The organism is Microbacterium sp. MMO-113, assembly GCF_037148555.1.
GTDB lineage: Bacteria > Actinomycetota > Actinomycetes > Actinomycetales > Microbacteriaceae > Microbacterium.
On sequence record NZ_JBBCTD010000002.1, the window covers coordinates 1 to 19,298 of the forward strand.

A 19,298-nucleotide genomic window follows, 5' to 3' on the forward strand; every position below is an offset into this window, starting at 1 on the left:
GGTCCCGTCCGATCCCCAGCCGGCCATGACGGTCGTGAAGTCGGCGGATCGGTCGACGATCACGGCTGCGGGGCAGACGATCACGTATTCGTTCCTCGTGACGAACACCGGCAACGTGACCATCACGGATGCGACGGTGACCGAGACGTCGTTCTCGGGAACGGGGACGGCTCCGGTGGTGACGTGTCCGGAAGCGGCGTCGTCGCTCGCGCCGGGCGCCCAGGTCACCTGCACCGCTCCCTACGTGGTGACGCAGGCCGATGTGGATGCGGGTGGGGTGACCAATGCCGCGACGGTGACGGGGAACCCTCCGGGTGGTGGTGAGCCGCCGGTGTCGCCGCCGTCCGAGGTCGAGGTCCCGTCCGATCCCCAGCCGGCCATGACGGTCGTGAAGTCGGCGGATCGGTCGACGATCACGGCTGCGGGGCAGACGATCACGTATTCGTTCCTCGTGACGAACACCGGGAACGTGACCATCACCGATGCGACCGTGACGGAGACCTCGTTCTCCGGCACCGGGACCGCGCCGGTCGCCGAGTGTCCGGCGGGAGCGGCATCGCTCGCGCCGGGTGCCCAGGTGACCTGCACCGCGGAGTATGTCGTGACCCAGGCGGATGTGGACGCCGGGGGCGTGACGAACGCTGCCACGGTCACCGGCACGCCGCCGGGTGGTGGTGAGCCGCCGGTGTCGCCGCCGTCCGAGGTCGAGGTCCCGTCGGATCCGCAGCCGGCCCTCACCGTGGTGAAGTCGGCGGATCGGTCGACGATCACGGCTGCGGGGCAGACGATCACGTATTCGTTCCTCGTGACGAACACCGGGAACGTGACCATCACCGATGCGACCGTGACGGAGACCTCGTTCTCCGGCACCGGGACCGCGCCGGTCGCCGAGTGTCCGGCGGGAGCGGCATCGCTCGCGCCGGGTGCGCAGGTGACCTGCACCGCGGAGTATGTCGTGACCCAGGCGGATGTGGACGCCGGGGGCGTGACGAACGCCGCGACGGTGACCGGCACGCCGCCGGGTGGTGGTGAGCCGCCGGTGTCGCCGCCGTCCGAGGTCGAGGTCCCGTCGGATCCGCAGCCGGCCCTCACCGTGGTGAAGACCGCCGATCGATCGACCATCACCGCCGCGGGGCAGACGATCACGTACTCCTTCCTCGTGACCAACACCGGCAACGTCACGCTCACCGATGTCGCGGTGGACGAGGGGGCGTTCACCGGGACGGGCACTCCGCCGGTCGTCACGTGTCCGGAAGCGGCGTCGTCGCTCGCGCCGGGCGCCCAGGTCACCTGCACCGCTCCCTACGTGGTGACGCAGGCGGATATGGACGCGGGACAGATCACCAACGCCGCGACCGTGACGGGCACCCCGCCGGGAGGCGGCGAGCCTCCGGTGTCGCCGCCGTCGACCGTCGTGGTCCCCGGCGACCGCACACCGGCGATCACCGTGGTCAAGTCGGCCACCCCCGACAGCCCCGATGCCTACGAGGTGGGCCAGGAGGTGACCTACTCCTTCGTCGTGACGAACACGGGCAACGTCACCCTCACGGACGTCACGGTGGACGAGGGGTCGTTCTCCGGGACGGGCACGATGTCCGACATCGTCTGCCCGGCGGGCGCGGCGTCGATGGCTCCGGCAGCGCAGATCATCTGCACCGCCACGTACGAGCTCACGCAGGCCGACATCGATGCGGGTCAGGTGACCAACACCGCCACGGCGACCGGTGTGCCGCCCGGTGACCTGGTTCCGCCGGTGTCTCCGCCGTCGCAGGCGCGGGTTCCCGCGCTTCCGGCGCCGGACCTGAGCATCGTCAAGTCGGCGACGCCCGCGACGATGACCACGGTGGGCCAGACGCTCCGGTACGACTTCGTCGTCACCAACACCGGCAACGTGACGCTGACCGACGTCGCTGTCGACGAGGGCGACTTCTCGGGAACCGGCGACCTGTCGCCGGTGGTATGCCCGGAGGAGGCGAGCAGCATGCTCCCCGGCCAGACGGTGACGTGTTCGGCGACGTACACCACCACGCAGGCCGATGTGGATTCCGGGGCTCTCACGAACACCGCCACGGCGACCGGCACCCCGCCGGGCGGCGGTGAGCCGCCGGTGTCGCCGCCGTCCACCGTGCGGGTTCCCTTCGACGGGACCAACGGGCTCGACATCGAGAAGCGGGCTACCGCGGTCGATGTGAACGGCAACGGCCGCACCGACCCGGGCGACCGGGTGGAGTGGACGATCATCGTCACGAACATCGGCGCGCAGACGGTCGACGACATCGTCGTGACCGATCCGACCGCCGGTCCCGTGACGTGTCCGGCGACGAGCCTCGCCTCGGGAGAGGAGATGACGTGCACGGTGCCCCCGCACACGGTCACCGCGGATGACGTCCGCCGCGGCGGCGTGCGCAACGTGGCGACGGCCACCGGGAACACCCCCGGGGGACCCGTCGACCCGCCGTCGTCGCAGACGTTCACCCGCGTGCTGCCTCCGCCGCCGTCCGGACTCGCGGTCACCGGCGGTGTGCTCTCGGCCGGGGGACTGCTCCTCGGCGGGCTGATGATCCTCGCGGGTCTCGGTCTCGGACTCACCCGAGGACTGCGCCGCCGCGAAGAGGATCGGGAGCAGCAGTAACCGAGTCCGCCGTCCGCGACGAGTCGAAGGCACTTGTCGCGGTCGGCGGCACGAGAGGAGGACCCGTGTCTCGCAGAGCTCACGTCCGTCGGACGGCGGCCGCGCTGGTGCCGCTCGTGGCCATCGGGATCACGCTCGCCGCGTGCACCTCGGCGCCGGACGACCCTGAGCCCACGCCGACCACCGCGTCCGGTGCGCCGCAGATCCCCGGAGAGGACCCCGGCGTGGTCGCCGCGACGAGTGTCCCTGACGATGTCCGGGACAGCCCTGAGGTGCGCGCGGGAACGCAGATCACCTCCTGCGAGTCCGACGGCGGGACGGGCACGGCCACCGGTGTGGTCGGCAATCCGACGGACGAAGACGCCACCTACGTCGTGACGGTGTTCTTCACGACCGACGCGGCGACCGTGGTGGGGTCCGGCCAGACCACGGTCGACGTCGCCGCGGGAGAGGAGGAGAAGTGGACGGTCACCGCCGACTTCACCGCGCCGAGCACCACCCTCTGCGCCCTCCGCGGCGTCGGCGAGGCATCGTGAGGCGCGTCAGCTGAAGAGGATGAGGACGTAGACGGCGAAGGTCGCCAGGTGTGCGGCGCCGTGCATCGCGGTGACCCGCTTCGCCGCGAACGTCGTCACCGACAGCAGCAGCGTCACGCCGAGCATGAGGAGGTTCGCCGGCGACTCGGCGAGCACCACCTCCTGCCCGGTGAGCATGCCGATCAGGAGGACCGCCGGGATGGTCAGGCCGACCGTCGACACGAGCGCGCCATGGCAGAGGTTGTTCACGCGCTGCGCCTCGCCGTTCAGGGCGGCGCGGATCGAGGTGATCGACTCGGGGAGGAAGACGATGCCCGCGATCAGCAGTCCCGCCAGGGCGACGGGAGCACCGAGCCGGCCGAGACCGTCGTCGAGAAGGGCCGCCATGTCGTGCGAGAGCAGCACGATCGGAACGACGGTGACGACGAGGAGCACGAGGCGGGTCAGCACCTCGGCGCGGTGGGCCGCGAGCACCTCGCGGATGGGGGTCCGCGGTGCCGCCGCGCTCTGCGTCGCGCGGGCCCCCGACCGCAGCCGCTCGTCCACCTCGGTGAAGTCGTCGGCCTGCGCACCCATCTGCCGGAACAGGAAGAACGCGTAGAGGGCGAGGGTGAGCACGATGATCGGGATCTCCTGCCCGATCGTGTAGGCACCGCGGTCGCCGATGAGGCCGGGGAGCCCGAACGCCAGAGCGACGAGGACCACGAGCATCGACAGGTACGCCGACGTACCGGTGCGGTTGTGCGCCATCCCCCGATGGCGGAGGCCGCCGAGGAGGAGGGCCAGGCCGATGACGAGGTTGAGGATGATCATCGACACGGCCATGACCGAGTCGCGCGCGATCGTGGCGTGCTCGCCCGGGCCGAGCATGACCGCCGAGATGAGGATCACCTCGATCAGCACGATCGACAGCGTCAGCACCAGGGAGCCGTAGGGGTCGCCCAACCGGTGGGCGAGGGCCTCGGCCTGCTTCACGACGCCGAACGCGCACACGAGGATGACGGCGATGATCACGAGGAGGGCGACGACCAGGAGCGGTCCGGGCACGGGTGGCGCGAGCAGCGGGTGCAGGGCGAGCAGGGCGGCGAACGCCCCCCATCCCAGCGCCACGCGCAGCACGTCGGTGCGGGTGATGAACGACCTCATCGACGATCCGGACATGGAACGCTCCTCGACGACCGGGGCCGTCCCCGGATGATCCTTACGTCAGGTCGTCCTGCTCGCAGCGCTGCGCGGGTGCGCAGACTTCGATCGTACGCGGTGGCGTCTTCACGAGCTTGAGTCCGATGACGGCCGCCACGATCCCGGCGATGAACACGGCCTTGCCTGCGGAGAAGCTCTCCCCACCGGTGAGCATCGCCCAGGACACCGTCAGCACTGCCCCGAGACCGACCCACACGGCGTAGGCGGTGCCGATCGGGATCGACTTCATCGCGGCGCCGAGGCCGATCATGCTCAGCGTCAACGCGCCGAGGAAGACCACTGTCGGCAGCGGTTTCGAGAAGCCGGCCGAGGACCCCAGGGCCGTCGCCCACACGGCTTCGAGAACGGCGCTGATCAGGAGGATCACCCAGGCCATCTCAGCTCACCACCTTCAGTCCGACCACGCTGGCGACCAGCAGCAGCAGGAGCAGGATGCGCGGGAGCGAGGCCCGCTCCTTGCCGGTCACCATGGCCCAGAGGACGGTGAGCGAGGCGCCGATCCCCACCCAGACCGCATAGGCCGTTCCCGTCGGCAGGTCGTTCATGGCCCACGCGAGGCCCACCATGCTCAGGGCGAGGGCGACGAGGAAGAGCACCGTCGGGCGCGGCTTCTTCAGCCCCTCCGACGCGGACAGCGCGGTCGCCCACACCGCCTCGAGAACGCCGGATGCGACGAGGATCACCCAGGACATGATGACTCCTTCTGCGAGTCAGTCGTCGTGTGCGGGTACTGCTCCCTCGTCCGCTGCTCCGGGTGCCGGAGTCCTCCCAGGGTAGCCTGCGAAGCACAACACCACCTGTGCAGACGGGCGATGGTCGTGGTTGGCGACGGCGGCGCGCTCTCTGCTACGGTGGCCGCAGGTTCGCAATCCGAACCTGCGGACGAGGGCGCAGTACCCGCAGAGCGACAAGACTGACCAAGAAGGTCGTCTCGTGTCGCATCTCGCCGGTGGAACCGCCCCCGCAGCCTCCGCCTCTCCGTGCATGCCGGCCTTCTCGGTGCCTCGCCCTTCCGCCGACCGCATCGCCGCATCCTCGGAAGGGAGGTTCCGTGGACGCGCTCTTCGGAACGATCATCGGGCTGGCCATCCTCACCGTCATCCTCGGGCTGGCGCGTGCCTTCGCACGCGGATACGACCACGCCGTGCGCTACGACGAGCTGACACACGAGCGGCTGCACGCCCTGACGGAGGGCGACCTGGCAGCGCTCGAGATCCGCGATGTCGACGCCTGGCTCGAGCTGCGCCGGGTGGAGCGGCGGATGACGGCTCTGCGCGCACGCGCGGCAGCCGTGCGCAGCGAGCGCTGACTCGCGTCGGCCCGTTCCCCGACACCACCCAGACCCCGACCACCCCCTGACCGATCCCGAAGAGGACACGCATCATGGCCACGACCGACACTCGCGACCAGACCGAGCCCGATGCCCCGCCGAAGCGGGGTACGCGCTTCGTCGGTGCCGCGTCGAACTACATCGACGAGCGCACCAGCATCTCCGGGCTCGTGAAAGAACTCGGTCGCAAGGTGTTCCCCGACCACTGGTCGTTCATGCTCGGGGAGATCGCGCTCTGGGCGTTCGTGGTCGTCTTCATCACCGGCACGTTCCTGACCTTCTTCTTCCAGGCGTCGATGGTGCCGACCCACTACACCGGTGCGTACGCCCCCATGCGGGGCATGGAGATGACGGCCGCGTTCGACTCCGCCCTCCGGATCTCCTTCGACATCCGTGGCGGACTGCTCGTCCGACAGATGCATCACTGGGCGGCCCTGGTCTTCGTCGCGGGCATCGGACTGCACATGCTGCGCGTGTTCTTCACGGGCGCGTTCCGCAAGCCGCGCGAGCTGAACTGGGTGATCGGCTTCGTGCTGTTCATCCTCGCGATGGCCGAGGGCTTCACCGGCTACTCGCTCCCCGACGACCTGCTCTCGGGTAACGGCCTGCGCATCATCGACGGCATGATCAAGGGTCTGCCGCTGATCGGCACCTGGACCTCGTTCCTCCTCTTCGGCGGCGAGTTCCCCGGCACCGACATCATCGGCAGGCTGTACACGCTGCACATCCTCATCCTGCCGATGCTGGTGATCGCGCTCATCGCGGTGCACATGCTCCTGATGATCGTGAACAAGCACACCCAGTTCGCCGGCCCCGGCCGCACCAACGCGAACGTCGTCGGGTACCCGATCATGCCGGTGTACGCGGCGAAGATGGGCGGGTTCTTCTTCCTGGTGTTCGGAGTGATCGCGGTGCTGGGAACGTTCTTCCAGATCCTCCCGTTCTGGATCTACGGTCCGTATGACCCGTCCCCGATCTCGGCCGGCACCCAGCCGGACTGGTACATCGGGTTCGCGGACGGCGCTCTCCGCCTCGCCCCACCGAACTGGGACATCGTGCTGTTCGATCGCACCTGGTCCTTCGGCATCATCATCCCGGTGGCGGTGATGGGACTCTTCATCCTCACGGTGCTCTTCTACCCGTTCATCGAGGCGTGGGTCACCGGCGACAAGCGCGAGCACCACATCGCGCAGCGTCCGCGCAACGCGGCCACCCGCACCGCGATCGGCGTCGCCGGCGTCATCTTCTACGCGGTCCTGTGGGCGGCGGCTTCCTCCGACCTCATCGCCACGCACTTCATGCTCACCATGGAAGGGGTCATCCACTCCCTGCAGGCGCTGCTCATCGTCGGACCGCTCACCGGCTACTTCGTCACGAAGCGCATCTGCATCGCGCTCCAGAAGAAGGACCGTGAGATCGTCCTGCACGGCTTCGAGTCCGGACGCATCGTCCGCCTCCCCGGCGGCGAGTTCGTCGAGGTGCACCAGCCGGTCGACGTCTACGACCGTTGGAAGCTCATCGACGTCGACGGCTACGAGCCGCTGGTCGTCCGCCCGAACGCCAAGGGACGCATCCCGTGGACGGAGAACCTCCGCTCCGCGATGTCGCGCTGGTTCTTCGAAGACCGCCTCGCTCCGCTCACGCAGGCCGAGATCGAGCGGGTGGATGCCGGGCACGGATCGCCGGCCTCCGAGCCGGGCGGCGAGATCGAGGGGGACGGGCGGACGCATGGGTCGGATCACGGCCGCTGACCCCCGGGCGCTCCGCGGCGTCGGCGTCGCCACCGGCCTCGCGGTCGTGGTGGTCGCATTCCTCCTCGCCGGTGTTCCCGCGGCCGGAGGTGCGCTCGCCGTGGTCGGCGGGATCGCCCTCGTCCGCCGTTCCTCTCGGGCGCAGCGGGCGAAGGAGGGGGAGCCGACCTTCCTGTTCGTCCTCCTCGCCCACGGAGACCGCTCCGCCCCGGGTCTGCTGCTGCTGCTGCCGTCCGGTGGAGGGGATGCCGGCCGACTGCGGGCCGGCGGATGGCGGGTGCTGGAGCCTCCGGTGAACGGTCCGCTGACGCCGCTCGGGCGGGTGGCGGTGGAGTTCGACGGCGACGACCGCCTGCGGGTGCGCGACCTCGCGGGGGTGCGGGGCGCGCACACCGAGGCGGCGCGGGAGAACGCCGTACCCCGCGGGTGGGGGACCGCCGCGCAGGAGCTCGGCTACGTCGTGCTGCTCGCGGTGCCCGAGGGGGAGGAGCACCCGCTCCGGCAGGACGGCACGGTGCGGGCGCCCACCCTCGGCGCGTATGCGCTCCTCCGCGGCACGCCGCCGGGGCGTCCGCGAGGCTGACCGGGAGGACTCAGCTCTGCGGTGCGTCGTTCCAGGACCAGATGTCGTCGCCCCGCAGCACGGCGTCTGCCCCGCCATCGCAGTAGATCGTCTGCCCCGCCATGTGGGTGTTGGCCGGGCTCGTCAGCCAGACGAGCAGCTCGGCGATGGAGGACGCCGGCTGGTGGTAGTTCAGCGGCATCGGCACAGCGGCGTCCACCATGGCCAGGCCCTCGGGCGAGTCGAGCAGGCCGGCCGTCATCGCCGTGGTGACGGTGCCGGGGGCGACGGCGTTCAGCGGGATGCCCGCGCCCGCCCACGCCGGGGTGACGCTCTCACGACGGACCCAGCGCGACAGGGCGCGCTTGCTGGACGAGTAGTTGAGGAACCCGGCCTCGGGGGTTGCGGCCAGGCGGTCGCCGATCTCGATCGCGCGCGCCTCGTCGCCGGCGAGGGCGGCGTCGACGAGCTCGGGCGACACCGGCTGCAGCGAGGCCATCGACGACACCACGGCGGCGCGCGGTGCGTCGGCCAGGCTCAGCGTGGGCTGGAGCGCGGTCAGGAACTCGGTCACGCCGAAGAAGTTGATGGACATCGTCTTCGAGATCGGAGCCGAGATGCCGGCGCAGGCGATGACGGCGTCGATCCCGTCGTCTGCCGCCTCGACCACGGCGCTCGCCGCAGCCAGACGCCCCTCGTGGGTGGACAGATCGCCGTCGACCTCGACCCCGGCGAGGTCGACGCCGATGACGGTGTGGCCGTGCGAGCGGAGCAGCTCGGTGGTGGCGGCGCCGATGCCGGATGCGGATCCGGTGACGACATAGGTGCGGGTCATGAGGTTTCCTCCTTGATGGACACGACCGGCGGCGTGCCGGACAGTGCGGTGACGAAGCGGCCGAGCTGGCGGCGGAATCCGTCGATCTCGTCCGGTGACCAGCCCGCGAGCGCATCGTCGACCATGCGATGGCCGGCCTCGACTAGGCGCGCATAGGCCGTCCGGCCCGCGTCCGTCAGTCGAACCTCGACGGTGCGACCCGAGCGCACGGGGTCGACGACGCCCTGCGTCGCCATGCGGGTGACGAGCTTCGACGTGGTCGGCCGCGACAGCGTCGCATGCGCGGCCAGGTCGCCGAAGCCCATCGCGCCCCCGTTCATCCCGAGCAGGTAGAGCGCGCGGATGGCGGACGGGTCGAGGGCGACGTCGACGGCTTCAGCGACCTGGCGTTGCAGGTCGCTCTCACTCCATTCCGACACCACGCGGACGAGGGCCAGGTGGATGCCGGCGACGTCTTCGCCGGTGGTCATGTGTCCAGGGTACGCCTCAAAGTTGCCTCAGGCAACAGTCGTGATGTATCCCGCGCTCGCCGTGTCCTCCGCGAGCGTGAAGAAGTGCCGACCGCCCGCGCGCCGGGCGCGCCGCCACCGGCGCTGCTGCCCGTCGGCGTAGTCGAGCACGATCCACGCGGGCGGAGGTGTCCCCTGCGGGCCGAGCACGAATGAGCACGCGCCCAGGCCGGGGGAGGCGAGCTCGGCGACGAAGCGGTCGTCACCGGGGGCGAACGGCGCCGTGTCGTGAAGCTCCGCCGGCTGCAGCCGCAGCACGGCGTCGGCGTGTTCCTGGGTCTCCGTGCGGAGCCGGCGCCTCATGCGGCACCGCCCTGGCGCGCAGCCCACTCCCGGGTGTCTCGAAGGCCGTGCGCATCGAGGTAGGCGCGGATCACGTCCGCGGTCAGGCGGATCTGGGCCTCCGTGCCCATCGCCGCCTGCATGACGCCGATCGCGGGCGCCGGCTTGCCGTCCACCCGCTCGAGCGCCTCCCAGACGATATCCTCGCGGCCGCCGCGGCCGAGAGCGTGCGGCATCGAGGTGAACCCCGTCCTCCGCTGGTCGGTGGGTCGTGTCTCTGGCATGGTGTTCCTCTCTCGGGGCGGGTGGGCAGGCTCGCGCCGAGGGACGGGGTCCCTCGCGAGGCGTACGCCGGACGGCGGGGTGGTCTCCCCGGGGTCGGTGCGCGTGGTGCGGCGGCGCGCCCCGCGGGCGGCCCGGTGACGGGTGTGCGGAGCGGTCGGCCTGGCCGGTTGCTGTCCTCCGACGGTATCACGTTATTTTGAGTCATTCAAAAGAAGTGCGGGAGTGTCCACCCCGACGCGTGGGGTTCCGAGCGATTCCCGCGACCGTTTTTCTCCCGTTCAGCGGGAAATTTGACTTCCCTGTGCTTCCGGGTATGGTCGGGGGTTACGCCAGCCAGTCACAAAGGGGAAGCGCCATGTCAGGAAAGTCCACACCGGGTCGCGCAGGGAAGAAGGAGCCGCAGCTCTCGCTCAAGGAGAAGCGGGCGGCGAAGCGCGCGAAGAACGCACCCGACGAGTTCCTCAAGCCTCGCAAGGGCGCGAAGAGCTGAGGGCTCCGGCCCGGTGGGGGTGGCGGTCCTCCGCTGCGCCCACCGGGGATACCGGGGCGACGGCGAGCTGTCAACGGGCCTTGTCCTGAGCGCGGATCCGGCGCACTCTGGAGTCTCCGCCACGAGAGGAGCGCGTGATGTCGAACCCGGAAGCCTTCATGTACCCGGATGAGCCCTTGCTGTCGGAGGAGGCTCTGCGGCTCGCGGAGGAGGACGCCGCCGCCGAGTCCGAGGAGGAACCGTCTCGCGAGGGCGTCGCGGCACACCTCGCCGAACGGGGCGGCGACGACCCCGATGCCCTTCAGGACGTGCCCGCCGGTGGCGCCGGTGCGGACGCCGGAGCCGGAAACGCGGCCCGCGTCGACCCGGCGTCGAAGAACCCGCCCGAACCCGCCTACGAGTCGACCCACAGCAAGGAGCCGGGCGTCGGTCCGCGGCACGCAGGCGACTGAGCCGCCACTCACCGGAAGATGCGGCTGATCCCGCTCTCGACCTGCGCGAGCTGGATGAAGACGAGGCCGCGCCACAGTGGAAGCAGCGGTGCCCGCAGTGCCCGCCGCACCGGACCGCGGGGCCTGGTCTCCCACGTCATCGTCGCGCGGAGCTGCGTCCCGCCGGCGGCCGGTTCGAGTGCCATCGTGAGGACGCGCGGATTCGCCTGGGGCGCGTCGGGGTACTCGAAGCGCCAGGTCACCGCCCCGGACCGCTCCTTCTCCTGCGTTACGTGAAGGCGATGGAACTCCGGCTTGCGATGCAGGGGTCGTCCGTCCGGGGTCGTCGTCGGGGCGAACGCCTCCCAGGGGCCGTCGTCCCCGGCGGGGAGGACGGTCGCGACGCTCTGCTCCCATTCCGGGAGCCGTTCAGGATCGGCGAGCACCGCCCGAACCTCGGTTTCCGCGGCCGGCACGAACATCGAGCGGGACCCGGTGATCCCCCCGGCCGCCCGCTCTTCGCCCGGTTGGGGGGAGCGCGCGGTGCCTTCGACCTCGTCGAGCTGCGCCGTGAGGTCGTCTTCCGTCACGGCGAGACGAGCGAGGATGGCGGCGATCAGGCCGCTGGGTTCTGCGAGCAGGGCCCGAAGCACGGCGGCGGAGTCCCCTCGCCGACCTCCCTGGGACGCGGCTCGGAGTACCGCGAGGGCACGCTCGGTCCAGTCGTAGCCGTCGGTCTCATGGAACACGATGCGGCCAGGGCCCACCGCCGGGGCATCGATCCCCATGGCCAGGAGCTGCCCTGCGTGCTGCGCCGCGACAGCGGCCCGGGTGGCATCGAGGCGGATCCCGGCCCGCCGGAGCACCTGCCCGCCGGTGTCGGCGTCGATCGTGAGCGCGAGCAGCAGGTGGTCGATGTCCGCGTCATGCACGCCGAAGCGCGACGCCTCCTCCATCGCCGCGAGCGACAGCGTGTGCATGGTGGCGGCGGCCTGCGTGAAGCGACTCATGCGTTCCTCCGCGGCACGGGGATGGTCGGATCGATGCGGCGGCTGTGCTTCTTGTGCACGGCCTGTCGCGTCACGCCGAGAGCGTCTGCGATGGTCTGCCAACTCATTCCGGCGCGGAGCGCGGCCTCCACCTGACGCAGCTCGAGCGCGTCGGCGAGGGTCCGGAGGGAGGCGACGGCGCGCAGGCCGGCGCGCGGGTCGGTCGTGTCCGCCGCAGCGCGGGCGATGTCGAGGGACTCCATGCTGTCAACCTAGGTTGCTGACGTGCGGATTGTCAACCAGGGTTGCTCGAAGAGCCCCTCGACCGACCCGTCAGGCGGCGGAGGGGTGCAGTACGGCCTTGATGCAGCCGTCCTTCATCTCCTGGAACGTCCGGTACAGCTCCGGTGGGTGAGATCCGGTGGCTCAGTGGAAGGGGCAGCCGCGCCCGGATCCGGCACCGCGCACCCGTCCTCCGGACGCGGGCTTGGTGGGGAGGCGGCGGCGATTCACGTTGAGCCCCTCGTCGAGCACAGCCAGTTCCGGGTCGCTCAGGACGGCGACAGCGGCGGAGAGTCCCGCGATGACGAGCTTCTCCCCGGGGCAGCGGTGACCGGTGGCGACGTCGCCCCCACCCTGGGGGACGAAGGTCGTGATCTCCTCGTAGTCCTCCACATCGGTGAACCGCTCGGGGGCGAAGCGCTCCGGGTGGGACCACGACCGCTCGTCGGTGTTCGTGCCGAGGATGTCGAGGACGACCCGGCCGCCCACCGGGACCGTGACGCCGTCGATCTCGACCTCGGCGATGGTGCGACCAGGCAGCATGGGCACGAACAGTCCGGTCCGCCGCACCTCCTGCGCGAACATCGTCGCGAGCGTTCCCCCCACGAGCGATCCCCGCTCGGCGGTCTCGGCGGCGATCCGGGTACGCCACTCGGGATGGTCGTGCAGCTGCTTCGCGGCGAAGGCTACGAAACGTGCGGCGGCGATCATCGGACGGATGCTGTTCTGCAGCTCGACCCCGGCGACCCGGGCAGGCAGCAGCTCGCCGTGCTCGTCGCGATGCGCGGCCCACAGCGCGAGCGCCGTGCCCTCGGCGGACGGGAGCCGGCCCTCGCGGACCGCTTCGATGAGCCGACGCGCATGCCGGTCCGAGAAGACCCGGTTCGCGAAGGCCTCGACGTAGGCGGGGGAGTAGGGGGCGCCGAAGCCGTCGACGATCTGCGCGAGGCGCGCGGCCCAGCTGGTCTGCGCCGCCGGCGTGCCCGGGAGCCCGGCCCAGCGCATCATCGCGCGCCCGAACGCGCCGACGGCCGCGTCATAGGCGCTGCGGGTGCCGCCGGCGCGCCAGTCCTCGCGCTCGGCCGCCCATTCCCGTTCGAGGAACGGCGTGAGCCGCTCGACCTGCGCATCCTCGTACGCCGCCTCGACGAAGGTCGCCTTGCGGTGGCGGTGAGCGGTGCCGTCGAGCGCGTGCACCGACCCGTGCCCGAACAGCGGTTCGCGGACGATCCCCGGCATGGCGCCGGCACGGGCGATGCGGCTCTCGTCGTAGAACAGCTCGACGCCCTCGGCGCCGCGGACGAACGCGGCCGGGTGCCCGAGCAGGCGCATCGGAGCCGACCGGGCGCCGGGGCGGGCTCGGCGCCAGATGCGCTCGCCGAAGTCATAGCCCCGGGTGAGCAGTGACGGCGAGTCCTCGTGCAGGATCGCGTCGAGACCGCCGGACAGTCGGGAAGTCAGTCGCTGAAGCATGGTCCGACCCTGTCACGGGAGCTCGACGGGCCCCAAGGGGGCGGCGTCCTCAAGGCGTTTGTGCTAGCCGGGCGGTCGGGCAGGCCGATGTCAAGCACCTGTCCGACCGTCGTGCGGATCGCGCAGGATGGGACCGGAACGGAGGAACCATGGCCACCAACACCCGCGACCTGACGTGCAGCACCCATGACGTGTTCCGCGTGCTGGCGAACGGGTGGGTGTACCCCGCGTGGGTGGTCGGCGCCTCTCGCATGCGCGATGTCGACGACTCCTGGCCGGCGGCGGGCGCCCAGCTGCACCATTCGGTCGGTACCTGGCCCGCACTCCTGGACGACACGACCGAGCTGGTGGAGTGGCACCCGCCGCACCGCGCGGTGATGCGGGCGCGCGGCTGGCCGGTGGGCGAGGCGCAGGTGACGATCCGTGCGCGCACGACCCCGACGGGGTGCCAGGTGCGCATCGATGAGGAGCCGGTCAAGGGCCCGGCGACGGTCCTGCCCCGGTTCCTGACCACGCCGATGCTCCGCTGGCGGAACGCGGAGACGCTGCACCGGCTCGGCTACCTCGCCGAGGGCCGCGCGTCCTGACACGCGTTCAGCGCGTCACGCTCCGGCGCGCATGAACTCCTCGGCGGCGCGCACCTGCTCCGCGGACGGACGGATGCCGGTGTAGAGGACGAACTGCTCCAGCGCCTGCCGCGTCGCGACCTCGGCGCCCGTGATCACGGTCTTGCCCGCGGCTCGACCGGCGGCGATGAGCGGTGTCTCGGCGGGCAGGGCGACGACGTCGAACACGACGGCGGCGGCGGCGATGGTCGGCTCCGGGAAGGCGAGGGCGTCGGCCTCCGCACCCCCGGCCATGCCGATGGGGGTGACGTTCACGATCACGTCGGCCGTCGCGTCTCCGGCATCCGCGCGCCAGGCGAACCCGTACAGCTCGGCGAGGGCGCGGCCGGCCGTCTCGTTCCGGGCGACGATCGTCACGTCCGTGAAGCCGGCGTCGCGGAACGCGGCTGCCGTGGCCTTCGCCATGCCGCCCGAACCCCGGAGGAGGACGGAGGACGCGGGGTCCAGGTCGTTCTCCGCGATCAGCTGCGCGATCGCCGCATAGTCGGTGTTGTGGGCCGTGAGCACGCCGTCGTCGTTCACGATCGTGTTCACGGAGTCGATGGCCTGCGCCGAGGGGTCCATGCGGTCGACGAGAGCGATGACGTCCTCTTTATAGGGCATCGAGATCGCACACCCGCGGATGCCGAGGCCGCGTACTCCCGCGATGGCCTGGGTGAGGTCGGTCGGGGCGAAGGCCTTGTAGATCCAGTTCAGACCGAGGGCCTCGTACAGGTGGTTGTGGAAGCGCGTGCCGTTGTTGCTCGGTCGTGCGGACAGCGAGATGCAGAGCGTCATGTCCTTGTTCAGCAGGGTCACCGAATCAGGCTACCGCCGCATCTGTCAAGGTCCATGGCGGCAGATCATGTCCTCCCCTATGGTGAAAGTGCATGCAAGGGGATCGATCGTCTACGCCTCTCCCCAGGAGGCGGAGGCCCTCCCCACGGGCCGGACGATCCGTGCATGCGATTGGGCCCTCTCGAGTAGTTCAGTCCCCAATGGACTCCTCGAGAGGGCCGCTCTCCGGCTAATCGCTACGAAGTTTTTTCAGATTTGTCCCCCAAAAGGGGGACAAGAAGGTCCCGGAGGGGTTAGGCTGTTTCTGACGCACCCTCCGGTCGTCTTCGGCCCTCATCGCTCCCCCCGCGGTGAGGGCCACACCATTTTCCGGGCGCATCCGCTCATGCAACATTTGGATTACCTTCTCGCAACGGCTATTCCGCCGGGGGTCCCCTCCACTAGCGTTAGCGATGTCGGTGCACCCCTGCGTCGGCTTCTACATCAGCAGAACAGGCAGTACATGAGCACCCAGGGCACGGTCAAGTGGTTCAACTCGGAGAAGGGCTTCGGCTTCATCTCCCCCGACGACGGAGGCGCTGACGTCTTCGCGCACTACTCCGCCATCCAGTCATCCGGCTACCGCTCTCTCGAAGAGAACCAGCGGGTCGAGTTCGATGTGGCGCAGGGCCCTAAGGGCCTGCAGGCAGAGAACATCCGCCCCGTCTGAGGCGGAAGCAACACCGGGAACTCCCCGTCGGATCCACGCGCAGGCGCTGACCCGGCGGGGAGTTTCGTCTTCCCTGACGGCCCTGAAGCCGGTCAGGGAAGCAGGAGTGCGCGCAGCTCGTCCACCGTCGTGACGCGGAACGCCGCGTCGTCACCCTCGTGCGGGTCGCTGAAGCCCCAGCCGACGAAGATCACGGGTACGCTGTTGGCGAGACCGCCCTCGACGTCGTGGTGCCGGTCGCCCACGAGGACCGGGCGGGAGGTGTCGGCACCGAGCGCGCGCAGCCGTCGCAGCGCCTCGGCCACGATGTCGGTCTTGGACGCGAGCGTGGCCTCGTCCGGCGTGGCACCAACGGTCGTGAGGAACGACGGCCGGAGTCCGAAGTGATCCACCAGGGCGTCGACCTGATTCTCCGGCTTCGAGCTCGCCGTCGCCTGGGGGACGCCCGCCGCGTGAAGGTCATGGATCAGCTCGGCGACCCCGGGGTAGGTCTGCACGTCGGTCGTGTACCCGTCGGCCTTGCCGAGGGTGCGGTAGAACGCCACCGCCTCGGCCGACTGCTCCGGCGTCATCCCGGCCTGGTCCTGGAAGGACTGGAACATGGGAGGGCCGATCCAGTGCACGAGCTCCTCGCGCGTCGGCGCCGGGTGGCCGAAGTGCGTCAGGGCGATGTTGAGGCGACGCAGGATTCCGACCGAGGCGTCGACGATGGTCCCGTCGACGTCCCAGAGCACACACGAGTAAGGCGAAGAGGGCATGCCTCCAGCCTAGGGTCCCGCGAACGGGTGCCCGCCCGTCCTGCACAGGTGTGCACGAAACGAGTTCGTCCACCGAACGCGGGAAGGCCCTTCACGCCGATCTAGAGTCGTGACAGCGGCGGGATCACGGGTGAGAATGGGGGCATGTACGTGTCGGTGGAAGTCATCACGATGCTGGCGACGGCCGCGACGACTCTCGTCGCGATCATCAGCGGATTCGGCTGGATGATCGGTCGGATGGACACGCGGTTCGCCGCGGTCGACGCGCAGTTCGACCGGATCGAGCACGAGCTCACCGAGGTGAAGATCGCGATCGCGCGGCTGGAGGGGCCGCAGCGCCGCCTGGTCTCGACGCGCTGAGGTCAGAAGAGGCGGGGGATGCCCGACTCGATGCCCTTCATGTCGTCGTAGTCGAGCACGAGGCAGCGGATGCCGCGATCCTCGGCGAGGACGCGGGCCTGCGGCTTGATCTCCTGGGCGGCGAACACGCCCTGCACCGGGGCGAGGTGGGGGTCGCGTCCCAGGAGCTCGAGGTAGCGGGTGAGCTGCTCGACGCCGTCGATGTCGCCGCGCCGCTTGACCTCGACCGCGATCGCCACGCCGTCGGCGTCGCGCACCAGCAGGTCGACCGGGCCGATGGCCGTGGGGTACTCGCGACGGACCAGGGTGGCGCCCTCGGCGACGCGGTCCACCTGCTCCGCGAGCAGGCGCTGCAGGTCGGCCTCGACACCGTCCTTCTGCAGGCCGGGGTCGATCCCGAGCTCGTGGCTGGAGTCGTGGATGACCTCGTAGATCTGCACACGGAGGGCATCGCCGGTCTTCTTGTGGGTCACGCGCCACACCTCGACCACGCCGGCGCCGGCCTCTTCCTCGCCCGGTTCCTCGGTCGCGAGCACGCACGGCGGGCTCATCCAGTTCAGCGGCTTGTAGCTGCCGCCGTCGGAGTGCACGAGCAGACTCCCGTCACCCTTGTGCACGAGCAGGCGGGTGGCGAGGGGAAGATGGGCATTGAGCCGACCGGTGTAGTCGACCGAGCAGCGGGCGATGACGAGACGCACCCGACGAGCCTACTTCGTCGTCGCCGGTCACGCGGTCAGAGGAACGCGTCGAAGAGTCCGAGCTCGGTCGCGGCGGAGCGGGCGATGAGGAAGCCGATGATGCCGATGATCCACGCCGTGTTCTCCGCGCCCGTCCGCTCCATCCAGGCGGCGAAGCGCTCCAGCGGACGCTGCACGAGGGGGGCCGCCACGAGCCGGAGCACGAGGAGCACGAGCGCTGGGAGGATCATCAGCGCGCAGTAGCCCGCGAGGGAGAGCACCCGGAGCGGCGTGTCGACGCCGGCGTCCGCGAGCATCGTCATCGCGACGATGTAGGGGAGCATCGTCGCGACCTCCACGAGTCCGGCGGCGATGGCGACGGCCATGACCGCGAACCCCCGGGTCTGCGGGTCGAGCAGGCGTTCCCGCCATCGAGTGATCCGACCGGGACGCGGAGCGTTCGTCGCGGTGGCGGTCGAGGGAATGGGCGGTTCGCTGCCCGGCATGCCGTGGACGGTCGCCACGGTGGCCGCGGGCGCTCCGACCGGCGCCGGTTCCGCAGGCTTCGTCGGCATCACGAAGGCGGTGACGAGCAGCGCGGTGCCGACGACGAGGCGGGTGATCATGCCCGCGGGAGAGCTCAGGAAGGCGGAGGCGACGTCGACGAGGTTCACCAGGCCCCAGAGGAAGAGGAGGCCGACCACGAGATAGAACACCGCGATCGTCGCGAGGTAGAGGAGGATCCGCCCGGCGCGCACGCGTCCGGGGTGCAGGAGGAGGAAGACCGGGATGAGCAGCGTCCCGACGCTCAGACCGTCGATGAGCGCGAGCACGGCGAGGGAGAGGGGCAGCGGCAGCCCGCCGAAGAGTTCCATGCGTCCACGATCCCCGCGGCACGCCGAGCGCGGATCGGGCGAAAGTCGGGGTCGTCCGGATGCCCTCATCCTTTGGTCGGATGCGACACCGTCCGGGCCGTGGTTGCATGAGGGCATGCACGATCCCGCCGACGGAGGGCCCGCCGCCTGGTACCGGCGGCATCGGTGGTGGGTGGACCCGTTGGCCATGGCCGCCCTCGCGACGGTCATGGCCGCTCTCGGGTTCCACGGCCTCTGGGGGCCCTTCTCCCTGCTGTCGGAAGACGTCTCGCCGTGGTGGGCGCTGGTCCTCGCGATCCCGGCCTGCGCTCTGGCCCTCGGCAAGCGCCGTCGTCCGTGGACCGTGCTCGCCCTCGTCGCCGTGCTCTTCGTCGCGGACCTGCTCACGGTCGGCGGCGTCGGGACGCTCGTGGTGCTGCTGGACGTGCTGTGGACGGCGGCCTTCCTCGCCGGCCCACGCGGGCGCCGCGTGCTGCTCGTGCTCCTGGGCGCGGCGACCGTCGTCCTCTTCCTCGCCGCCCTGCTCTTCTCGGCGGCGACGCCCGCGGTCGCGGTGCTGTTCGCGGTGCAGTTCGGCGCGATCTTCGGTACGGACTACTGGTGGGCGGTCGCGGTGTCGCAGGCGCACGAGCTGGCCGACCTGCACCGTCAGCGGGCGGAGGACGCCGCAGCGACCGCCGCCCGAGATCGGGCGCAGGCCGTGCAGCGCGAGCGCGAGGCGATGGCGCGCGAACTCCACGATGTGGTGGCGGGGCACGTGATGGCCATGGCCATCCGGGCGGAGGCGGCGCTCGCCGCGCCCGCGGCACGGTCGGACGATCGCGCCGCGCTGCAGGCCGTGCGCGATGCCGGGCTGGACGCGCACGGAGCCCTGCGCACCATGATCGGGGTGCTGCGCCGCGGCGACGGGGCGCTCGCGCCGACCC

Annotated in this window: 24 protein-coding genes, 1 pseudogene and 1 riboswitch; of the genes and pseudogenes, 11 read left to right on the forward strand and 14 right to left on the reverse strand. The window is 70.6% G+C overall.

Going from position 1 to position 19,298, the window contains the following annotated elements:
- A partial coding sequence (locus WFJ36_RS06910; RefSeq protein ID WP_442927829.1) for a DUF7507 domain-containing protein occupies nt 1-2,632 on the forward strand: 2,632 nt, incomplete at its 5' end.
- A 65-nt stretch (nt 2,633-2,697) separates the two neighbouring features.
- A complete protein-coding gene (locus WFJ36_RS06915) occupies nt 2,698-3,168 on the forward strand; it encodes a hypothetical protein (RefSeq protein WP_071329748.1) in 471 nt (156 codons plus the stop codon).
- Nucleotides 3,169-3,174: 6 nt separating this feature from the next.
- Here WFJ36_RS06915 and WFJ36_RS06920 read toward each other — a convergent pair whose 3' ends face one another.
- The 3 genes from WFJ36_RS06920 to WFJ36_RS06930 are packed head-to-tail and all read right to left on the reverse strand — an operon-like array spanning nt 3,175 to nt 5,063.
- Entirely contained in the window at nt 3,175-4,329 is a 1,155-nt protein-coding gene (locus WFJ36_RS06920; RefSeq protein WP_071329747.1) for a calcium:proton antiporter, read from the reverse strand.
- A gap of 40 nt (nt 4,330-4,369) precedes the next feature.
- Complete coding sequence (locus tag WFJ36_RS06925) at nt 4,370-4,747, reverse strand: DMT family transporter (protein WP_292786516.1); 378 nt, start codon at nt 4,745-4,747, stop codon at nt 4,370-4,372.
- 1 nt (nt 4,748) lies between these two features.
- A complete protein-coding gene (locus WFJ36_RS06930; RefSeq protein WP_062637676.1) occupies nt 4,749-5,063 on the reverse strand; it encodes a DMT family transporter in 315 nt (104 codons plus the stop codon).
- 164 nt (nt 5,064-5,227) lie between these two features.
- A riboswitch (guanidine-III (ykkC-III) riboswitch) is annotated at nt 5,228-5,293 on the forward strand.
- 129 nt (nt 5,294-5,422) lie between these two features.
- Here WFJ36_RS06930 and WFJ36_RS06935 point away from each other — a divergent pair.
- The 3 genes from WFJ36_RS06935 to WFJ36_RS06945 all read left to right on the forward strand — a co-directional run bounded on the left by WFJ36_RS06935 (nt 5,423) and on the right by WFJ36_RS06945 (nt 8,035).
- Nucleotides 5,423-5,680 carry a hypothetical protein gene (locus tag WFJ36_RS06935; RefSeq protein WP_071329745.1) on the forward strand — a complete coding sequence of 86 codons (258 nt, stop codon included), beginning with the start codon at nt 5,423-5,425 and terminating at the stop codon, nt 5,678-5,680.
- Between the two features lie 74 nt (nt 5,681-5,754).
- The gene (qcrB, locus tag WFJ36_RS06940; protein WP_336642973.1) at nt 5,755-7,452 is read left to right on the forward strand and encodes a cytochrome bc1 complex cytochrome b subunit; all 1,698 of its coding nucleotides are present in this window, start codon (nt 5,755-5,757) and stop codon (nt 7,450-7,452) included.
- On the forward strand, nt 7,430-8,035 hold the full coding sequence (locus WFJ36_RS06945) for a hypothetical protein (protein ID WP_336642974.1): 606 nt from the start codon (nt 7,430-7,432) through the stop codon (nt 8,033-8,035). Before qcrB ends, WFJ36_RS06945 begins: the two co-directional genes overlap by 23 nt.
- 10 nt (nt 8,036-8,045) lie before the next feature.
- On the opposite strand, the gene WFJ36_RS06950 is transcribed toward WFJ36_RS06945, so the two are convergent.
- The 4 genes from WFJ36_RS06950 to WFJ36_RS06965 are packed head-to-tail and all read right to left on the reverse strand — an operon-like array spanning nt 8,046 to nt 9,924.
- Nucleotides 8,046-8,849, reverse strand: coding sequence for an SDR family oxidoreductase (locus tag WFJ36_RS06950; RefSeq protein ID WP_071328024.1), 804 nt, complete (start codon nt 8,847-8,849; stop codon nt 8,046-8,048).
- A complete protein-coding gene (locus tag WFJ36_RS06955; RefSeq protein WP_336642975.1) occupies nt 8,846-9,319 on the reverse strand; it encodes a MarR family winged helix-turn-helix transcriptional regulator in 474 nt (157 codons plus the stop codon). Before WFJ36_RS06955 ends, WFJ36_RS06950 begins: the two co-directional genes overlap by 4 nt.
- A gap of 27 nt (nt 9,320-9,346) precedes the next feature.
- On the reverse strand, nt 9,347-9,661 hold the full coding sequence (locus WFJ36_RS06960; RefSeq protein WP_071328023.1) for a hypothetical protein: 315 nt from the start codon (nt 9,659-9,661) through the stop codon (nt 9,347-9,349).
- Nucleotides 9,658-9,924, reverse strand: coding sequence for a hypothetical protein (locus WFJ36_RS06965; protein WP_071328022.1), 267 nt, complete (start codon nt 9,922-9,924; stop codon nt 9,658-9,660). The genes WFJ36_RS06960 and WFJ36_RS06965 overlap by 4 nt, the downstream gene beginning before the upstream one ends.
- A gap of 356 nt (nt 9,925-10,280) precedes the next feature.
- Here WFJ36_RS06965 and WFJ36_RS06970 point away from each other — a divergent pair, with 356 nt between their 5' ends.
- Both WFJ36_RS06970 and WFJ36_RS06975 read left to right on the forward strand, forming a co-directional pair.
- Nucleotides 10,281-10,415 carry a hypothetical protein gene (locus WFJ36_RS06970; protein ID WP_256209374.1) on the forward strand — a complete coding sequence of 45 codons (135 nt, stop codon included), beginning with the start codon at nt 10,281-10,283 and terminating at the stop codon, nt 10,413-10,415.
- Nucleotides 10,416-10,552: 137 nt separating this feature from the next.
- Entirely contained in the window at nt 10,553-10,867 is a 315-nt protein-coding gene (locus WFJ36_RS06975; protein WP_071328021.1) for a hypothetical protein, read from the forward strand.
- A gap of 8 nt (nt 10,868-10,875) precedes the next feature.
- On the opposite strand, the gene WFJ36_RS06980 is transcribed toward WFJ36_RS06975, so the two are convergent.
- The 3 genes from WFJ36_RS06980 to WFJ36_RS06990 form a co-directional block, all read right to left on the reverse strand.
- Nucleotides 10,876-11,856, reverse strand: a complete 981-nt coding sequence (locus tag WFJ36_RS06980) for an SRPBCC family protein (RefSeq protein WP_071328020.1) — start codon at nt 11,854-11,856, stop codon at nt 10,876-10,878.
- Nucleotides 11,853-12,098 carry a hypothetical protein gene (locus tag WFJ36_RS06985; protein WP_071328019.1) on the reverse strand — a complete coding sequence of 82 codons (246 nt, stop codon included), beginning with the start codon at nt 12,096-12,098 and terminating at the stop codon, nt 11,853-11,855. Before WFJ36_RS06985 ends, WFJ36_RS06980 begins: the two co-directional genes overlap by 4 nt.
- Nucleotides 12,099-12,261: 163 nt before the next feature.
- Nucleotides 12,262-13,590 carry a cytochrome P450 gene (locus tag WFJ36_RS06990; RefSeq protein ID WP_336642976.1) on the reverse strand — a complete coding sequence of 443 codons (1,329 nt, stop codon included), beginning with the start codon at nt 13,588-13,590 and terminating at the stop codon, nt 12,262-12,264.
- Between the two features lie 149 nt (nt 13,591-13,739).
- On the opposite strand from WFJ36_RS06990, the gene WFJ36_RS06995 reads away from it, so the two are divergent.
- Entirely contained in the window at nt 13,740-14,177 is a 438-nt protein-coding gene (locus tag WFJ36_RS06995) for an SRPBCC family protein (RefSeq protein WP_336642977.1), read from the forward strand.
- A gap of 15 nt (nt 14,178-14,192) precedes the next feature.
- On the opposite strand, the gene WFJ36_RS07000 is transcribed toward WFJ36_RS06995, so the two are convergent.
- The gene (locus tag WFJ36_RS07000; RefSeq protein WP_256209373.1) at nt 14,193-15,014 is read right to left on the reverse strand and encodes a shikimate 5-dehydrogenase; all 822 of its coding nucleotides are present in this window, start codon (nt 15,012-15,014) and stop codon (nt 14,193-14,195) included.
- 481 nt (nt 15,015-15,495) lie between these two features.
- Here WFJ36_RS07000 and WFJ36_RS07005 point away from each other — a divergent pair, with 481 nt between their 5' ends.
- Nucleotides 15,496-15,702: a cold-shock protein gene (locus tag WFJ36_RS07005; RefSeq protein WP_017203899.1), complete on the forward strand. Its 207-nt coding sequence runs from the start codon at nt 15,496-15,498 to the stop codon at nt 15,700-15,702.
- Between the two features lie 92 nt (nt 15,703-15,794).
- Here the strand turns inward: WFJ36_RS07005 and WFJ36_RS07010 are convergent, their stop codons facing one another.
- Nucleotides 15,795-16,460, reverse strand: a complete 666-nt coding sequence (locus WFJ36_RS07010; RefSeq protein WP_336642978.1) for an HAD hydrolase-like protein — start codon at nt 16,458-16,460, stop codon at nt 15,795-15,797.
- Nucleotides 16,461-16,604: 144 nt separating this feature from the next.
- On the opposite strand from WFJ36_RS07010, the gene WFJ36_RS07015 reads away from it, so the two are divergent.
- Nucleotides 16,605-16,820, forward strand: coding sequence for a hypothetical protein (locus WFJ36_RS07015; protein WP_071328017.1), 216 nt, complete (start codon nt 16,605-16,607; stop codon nt 16,818-16,820).
- 2 nt (nt 16,821-16,822) lie between these two features.
- Here the strand turns inward: WFJ36_RS07015 and nucS are convergent, their stop codons facing one another.
- Nucleotides 16,823-17,518 (reverse strand): endonuclease NucS, encoded by a 696-nt coding sequence (nucS, locus tag WFJ36_RS07020; RefSeq protein ID WP_060923428.1) that lies wholly within the window; start codon nt 17,516-17,518, stop codon nt 16,823-16,825.
- Between the two features lie 35 nt (nt 17,519-17,553).
- Nucleotides 17,554-18,372, reverse strand: coding sequence for a GAP family protein (locus WFJ36_RS07025; RefSeq protein WP_336642979.1), 819 nt, complete (start codon nt 18,370-18,372; stop codon nt 17,554-17,556).
- 766 nt (nt 18,373-19,138) lie between these two features.
- Here WFJ36_RS07025 and WFJ36_RS07030 point away from each other — a divergent pair.
- Nucleotides 19,139-19,216, forward strand: a pseudogene (locus tag WFJ36_RS07030) (hypothetical protein); the annotation flags it as partial.
- Between the last annotated feature and the right edge of the window lie 82 nt (nt 19,217-19,298).

Coding starts and splice junctions, on each gene's coding strand:
- WFJ36_RS06920 (WP_071329747.1), bottom strand. CDS start 4,329: ATGTCCGGATCGTCGATGAGGTCGTTCATCACCCGCACCGACGTGCTG.
- WFJ36_RS06925 (WP_292786516.1), bottom strand. CDS start 4,747: ATGGCCTGGGTGATCCTCCTGATCAGCGCCGTTCTCGAAGCCGTGTGG.
- WFJ36_RS06930 (WP_062637676.1), bottom strand. CDS start 5,063: ATGTCCTGGGTGATCCTCGTCGCATCCGGCGTTCTCGAGGCGGTGTGG.
- qcrB (WP_336642973.1), top strand. CDS start 5,755: ATGGCCACGACCGACACTCGCGACCAGACCGAGCCCGATGCCCCGCCG.
- WFJ36_RS06945 (WP_336642974.1), top strand. CDS start 7,430: ATGGGTCGGATCACGGCCGCTGACCCCCGGGCGCTCCGCGGCGTCGGC.
- WFJ36_RS06950 (WP_071328024.1), bottom strand. CDS start 8,849: ATGACCCGCACCTATGTCGTCACCGGATCCGCATCCGGCATCGGCGCC.
- WFJ36_RS06955 (WP_336642975.1), bottom strand. CDS start 9,319: ATGACCACCGGCGAAGACGTCGCCGGCATCCACCTGGCCCTCGTCCGC.
- WFJ36_RS06960 (WP_071328023.1), bottom strand. CDS start 9,661: ATGAGGCGCCGGCTCCGCACGGAGACCCAGGAACACGCCGACGCCGTG.
- WFJ36_RS06965 (WP_071328022.1), bottom strand. CDS start 9,924: ATGCCAGAGACACGACCCACCGACCAGCGGAGGACGGGGTTCACCTCG.
- WFJ36_RS06970 (WP_256209374.1), top strand. CDS start 10,281: ATGTCAGGAAAGTCCACACCGGGTCGCGCAGGGAAGAAGGAGCCGCAG.
- WFJ36_RS06975 (WP_071328021.1), top strand. CDS start 10,553: ATGTCGAACCCGGAAGCCTTCATGTACCCGGATGAGCCCTTGCTGTCG.
- WFJ36_RS06980 (WP_071328020.1), bottom strand. CDS start 11,856: ATGAGTCGCTTCACGCAGGCCGCCGCCACCATGCACACGCTGTCGCTC.
- WFJ36_RS06985 (WP_071328019.1), bottom strand. CDS start 12,098: ATGGAGTCCCTCGACATCGCCCGCGCTGCGGCGGACACGACCGACCCG.
- WFJ36_RS06990 (WP_336642976.1), bottom strand. CDS start 13,590: ATGCTTCAGCGACTGACTTCCCGACTGTCCGGCGGTCTCGACGCGATC.
- WFJ36_RS06995 (WP_336642977.1), top strand. CDS start 13,740: ATGGCCACCAACACCCGCGACCTGACGTGCAGCACCCATGACGTGTTC.
- WFJ36_RS07005 (WP_017203899.1), top strand. CDS start 15,496: ATGAGCACCCAGGGCACGGTCAAGTGGTTCAACTCGGAGAAGGGCTTC.
- WFJ36_RS07010 (WP_336642978.1), bottom strand. CDS start 16,460: ATGCCCTCTTCGCCTTACTCGTGTGTGCTCTGGGACGTCGACGGGACC.
- WFJ36_RS07015 (WP_071328017.1), top strand. CDS start 16,605: ATGTACGTGTCGGTGGAAGTCATCACGATGCTGGCGACGGCCGCGACG.
- WFJ36_RS07025 (WP_336642979.1), bottom strand. CDS start 18,372: ATGGAACTCTTCGGCGGGCTGCCGCTGCCCCTCTCCCTCGCCGTGCTC.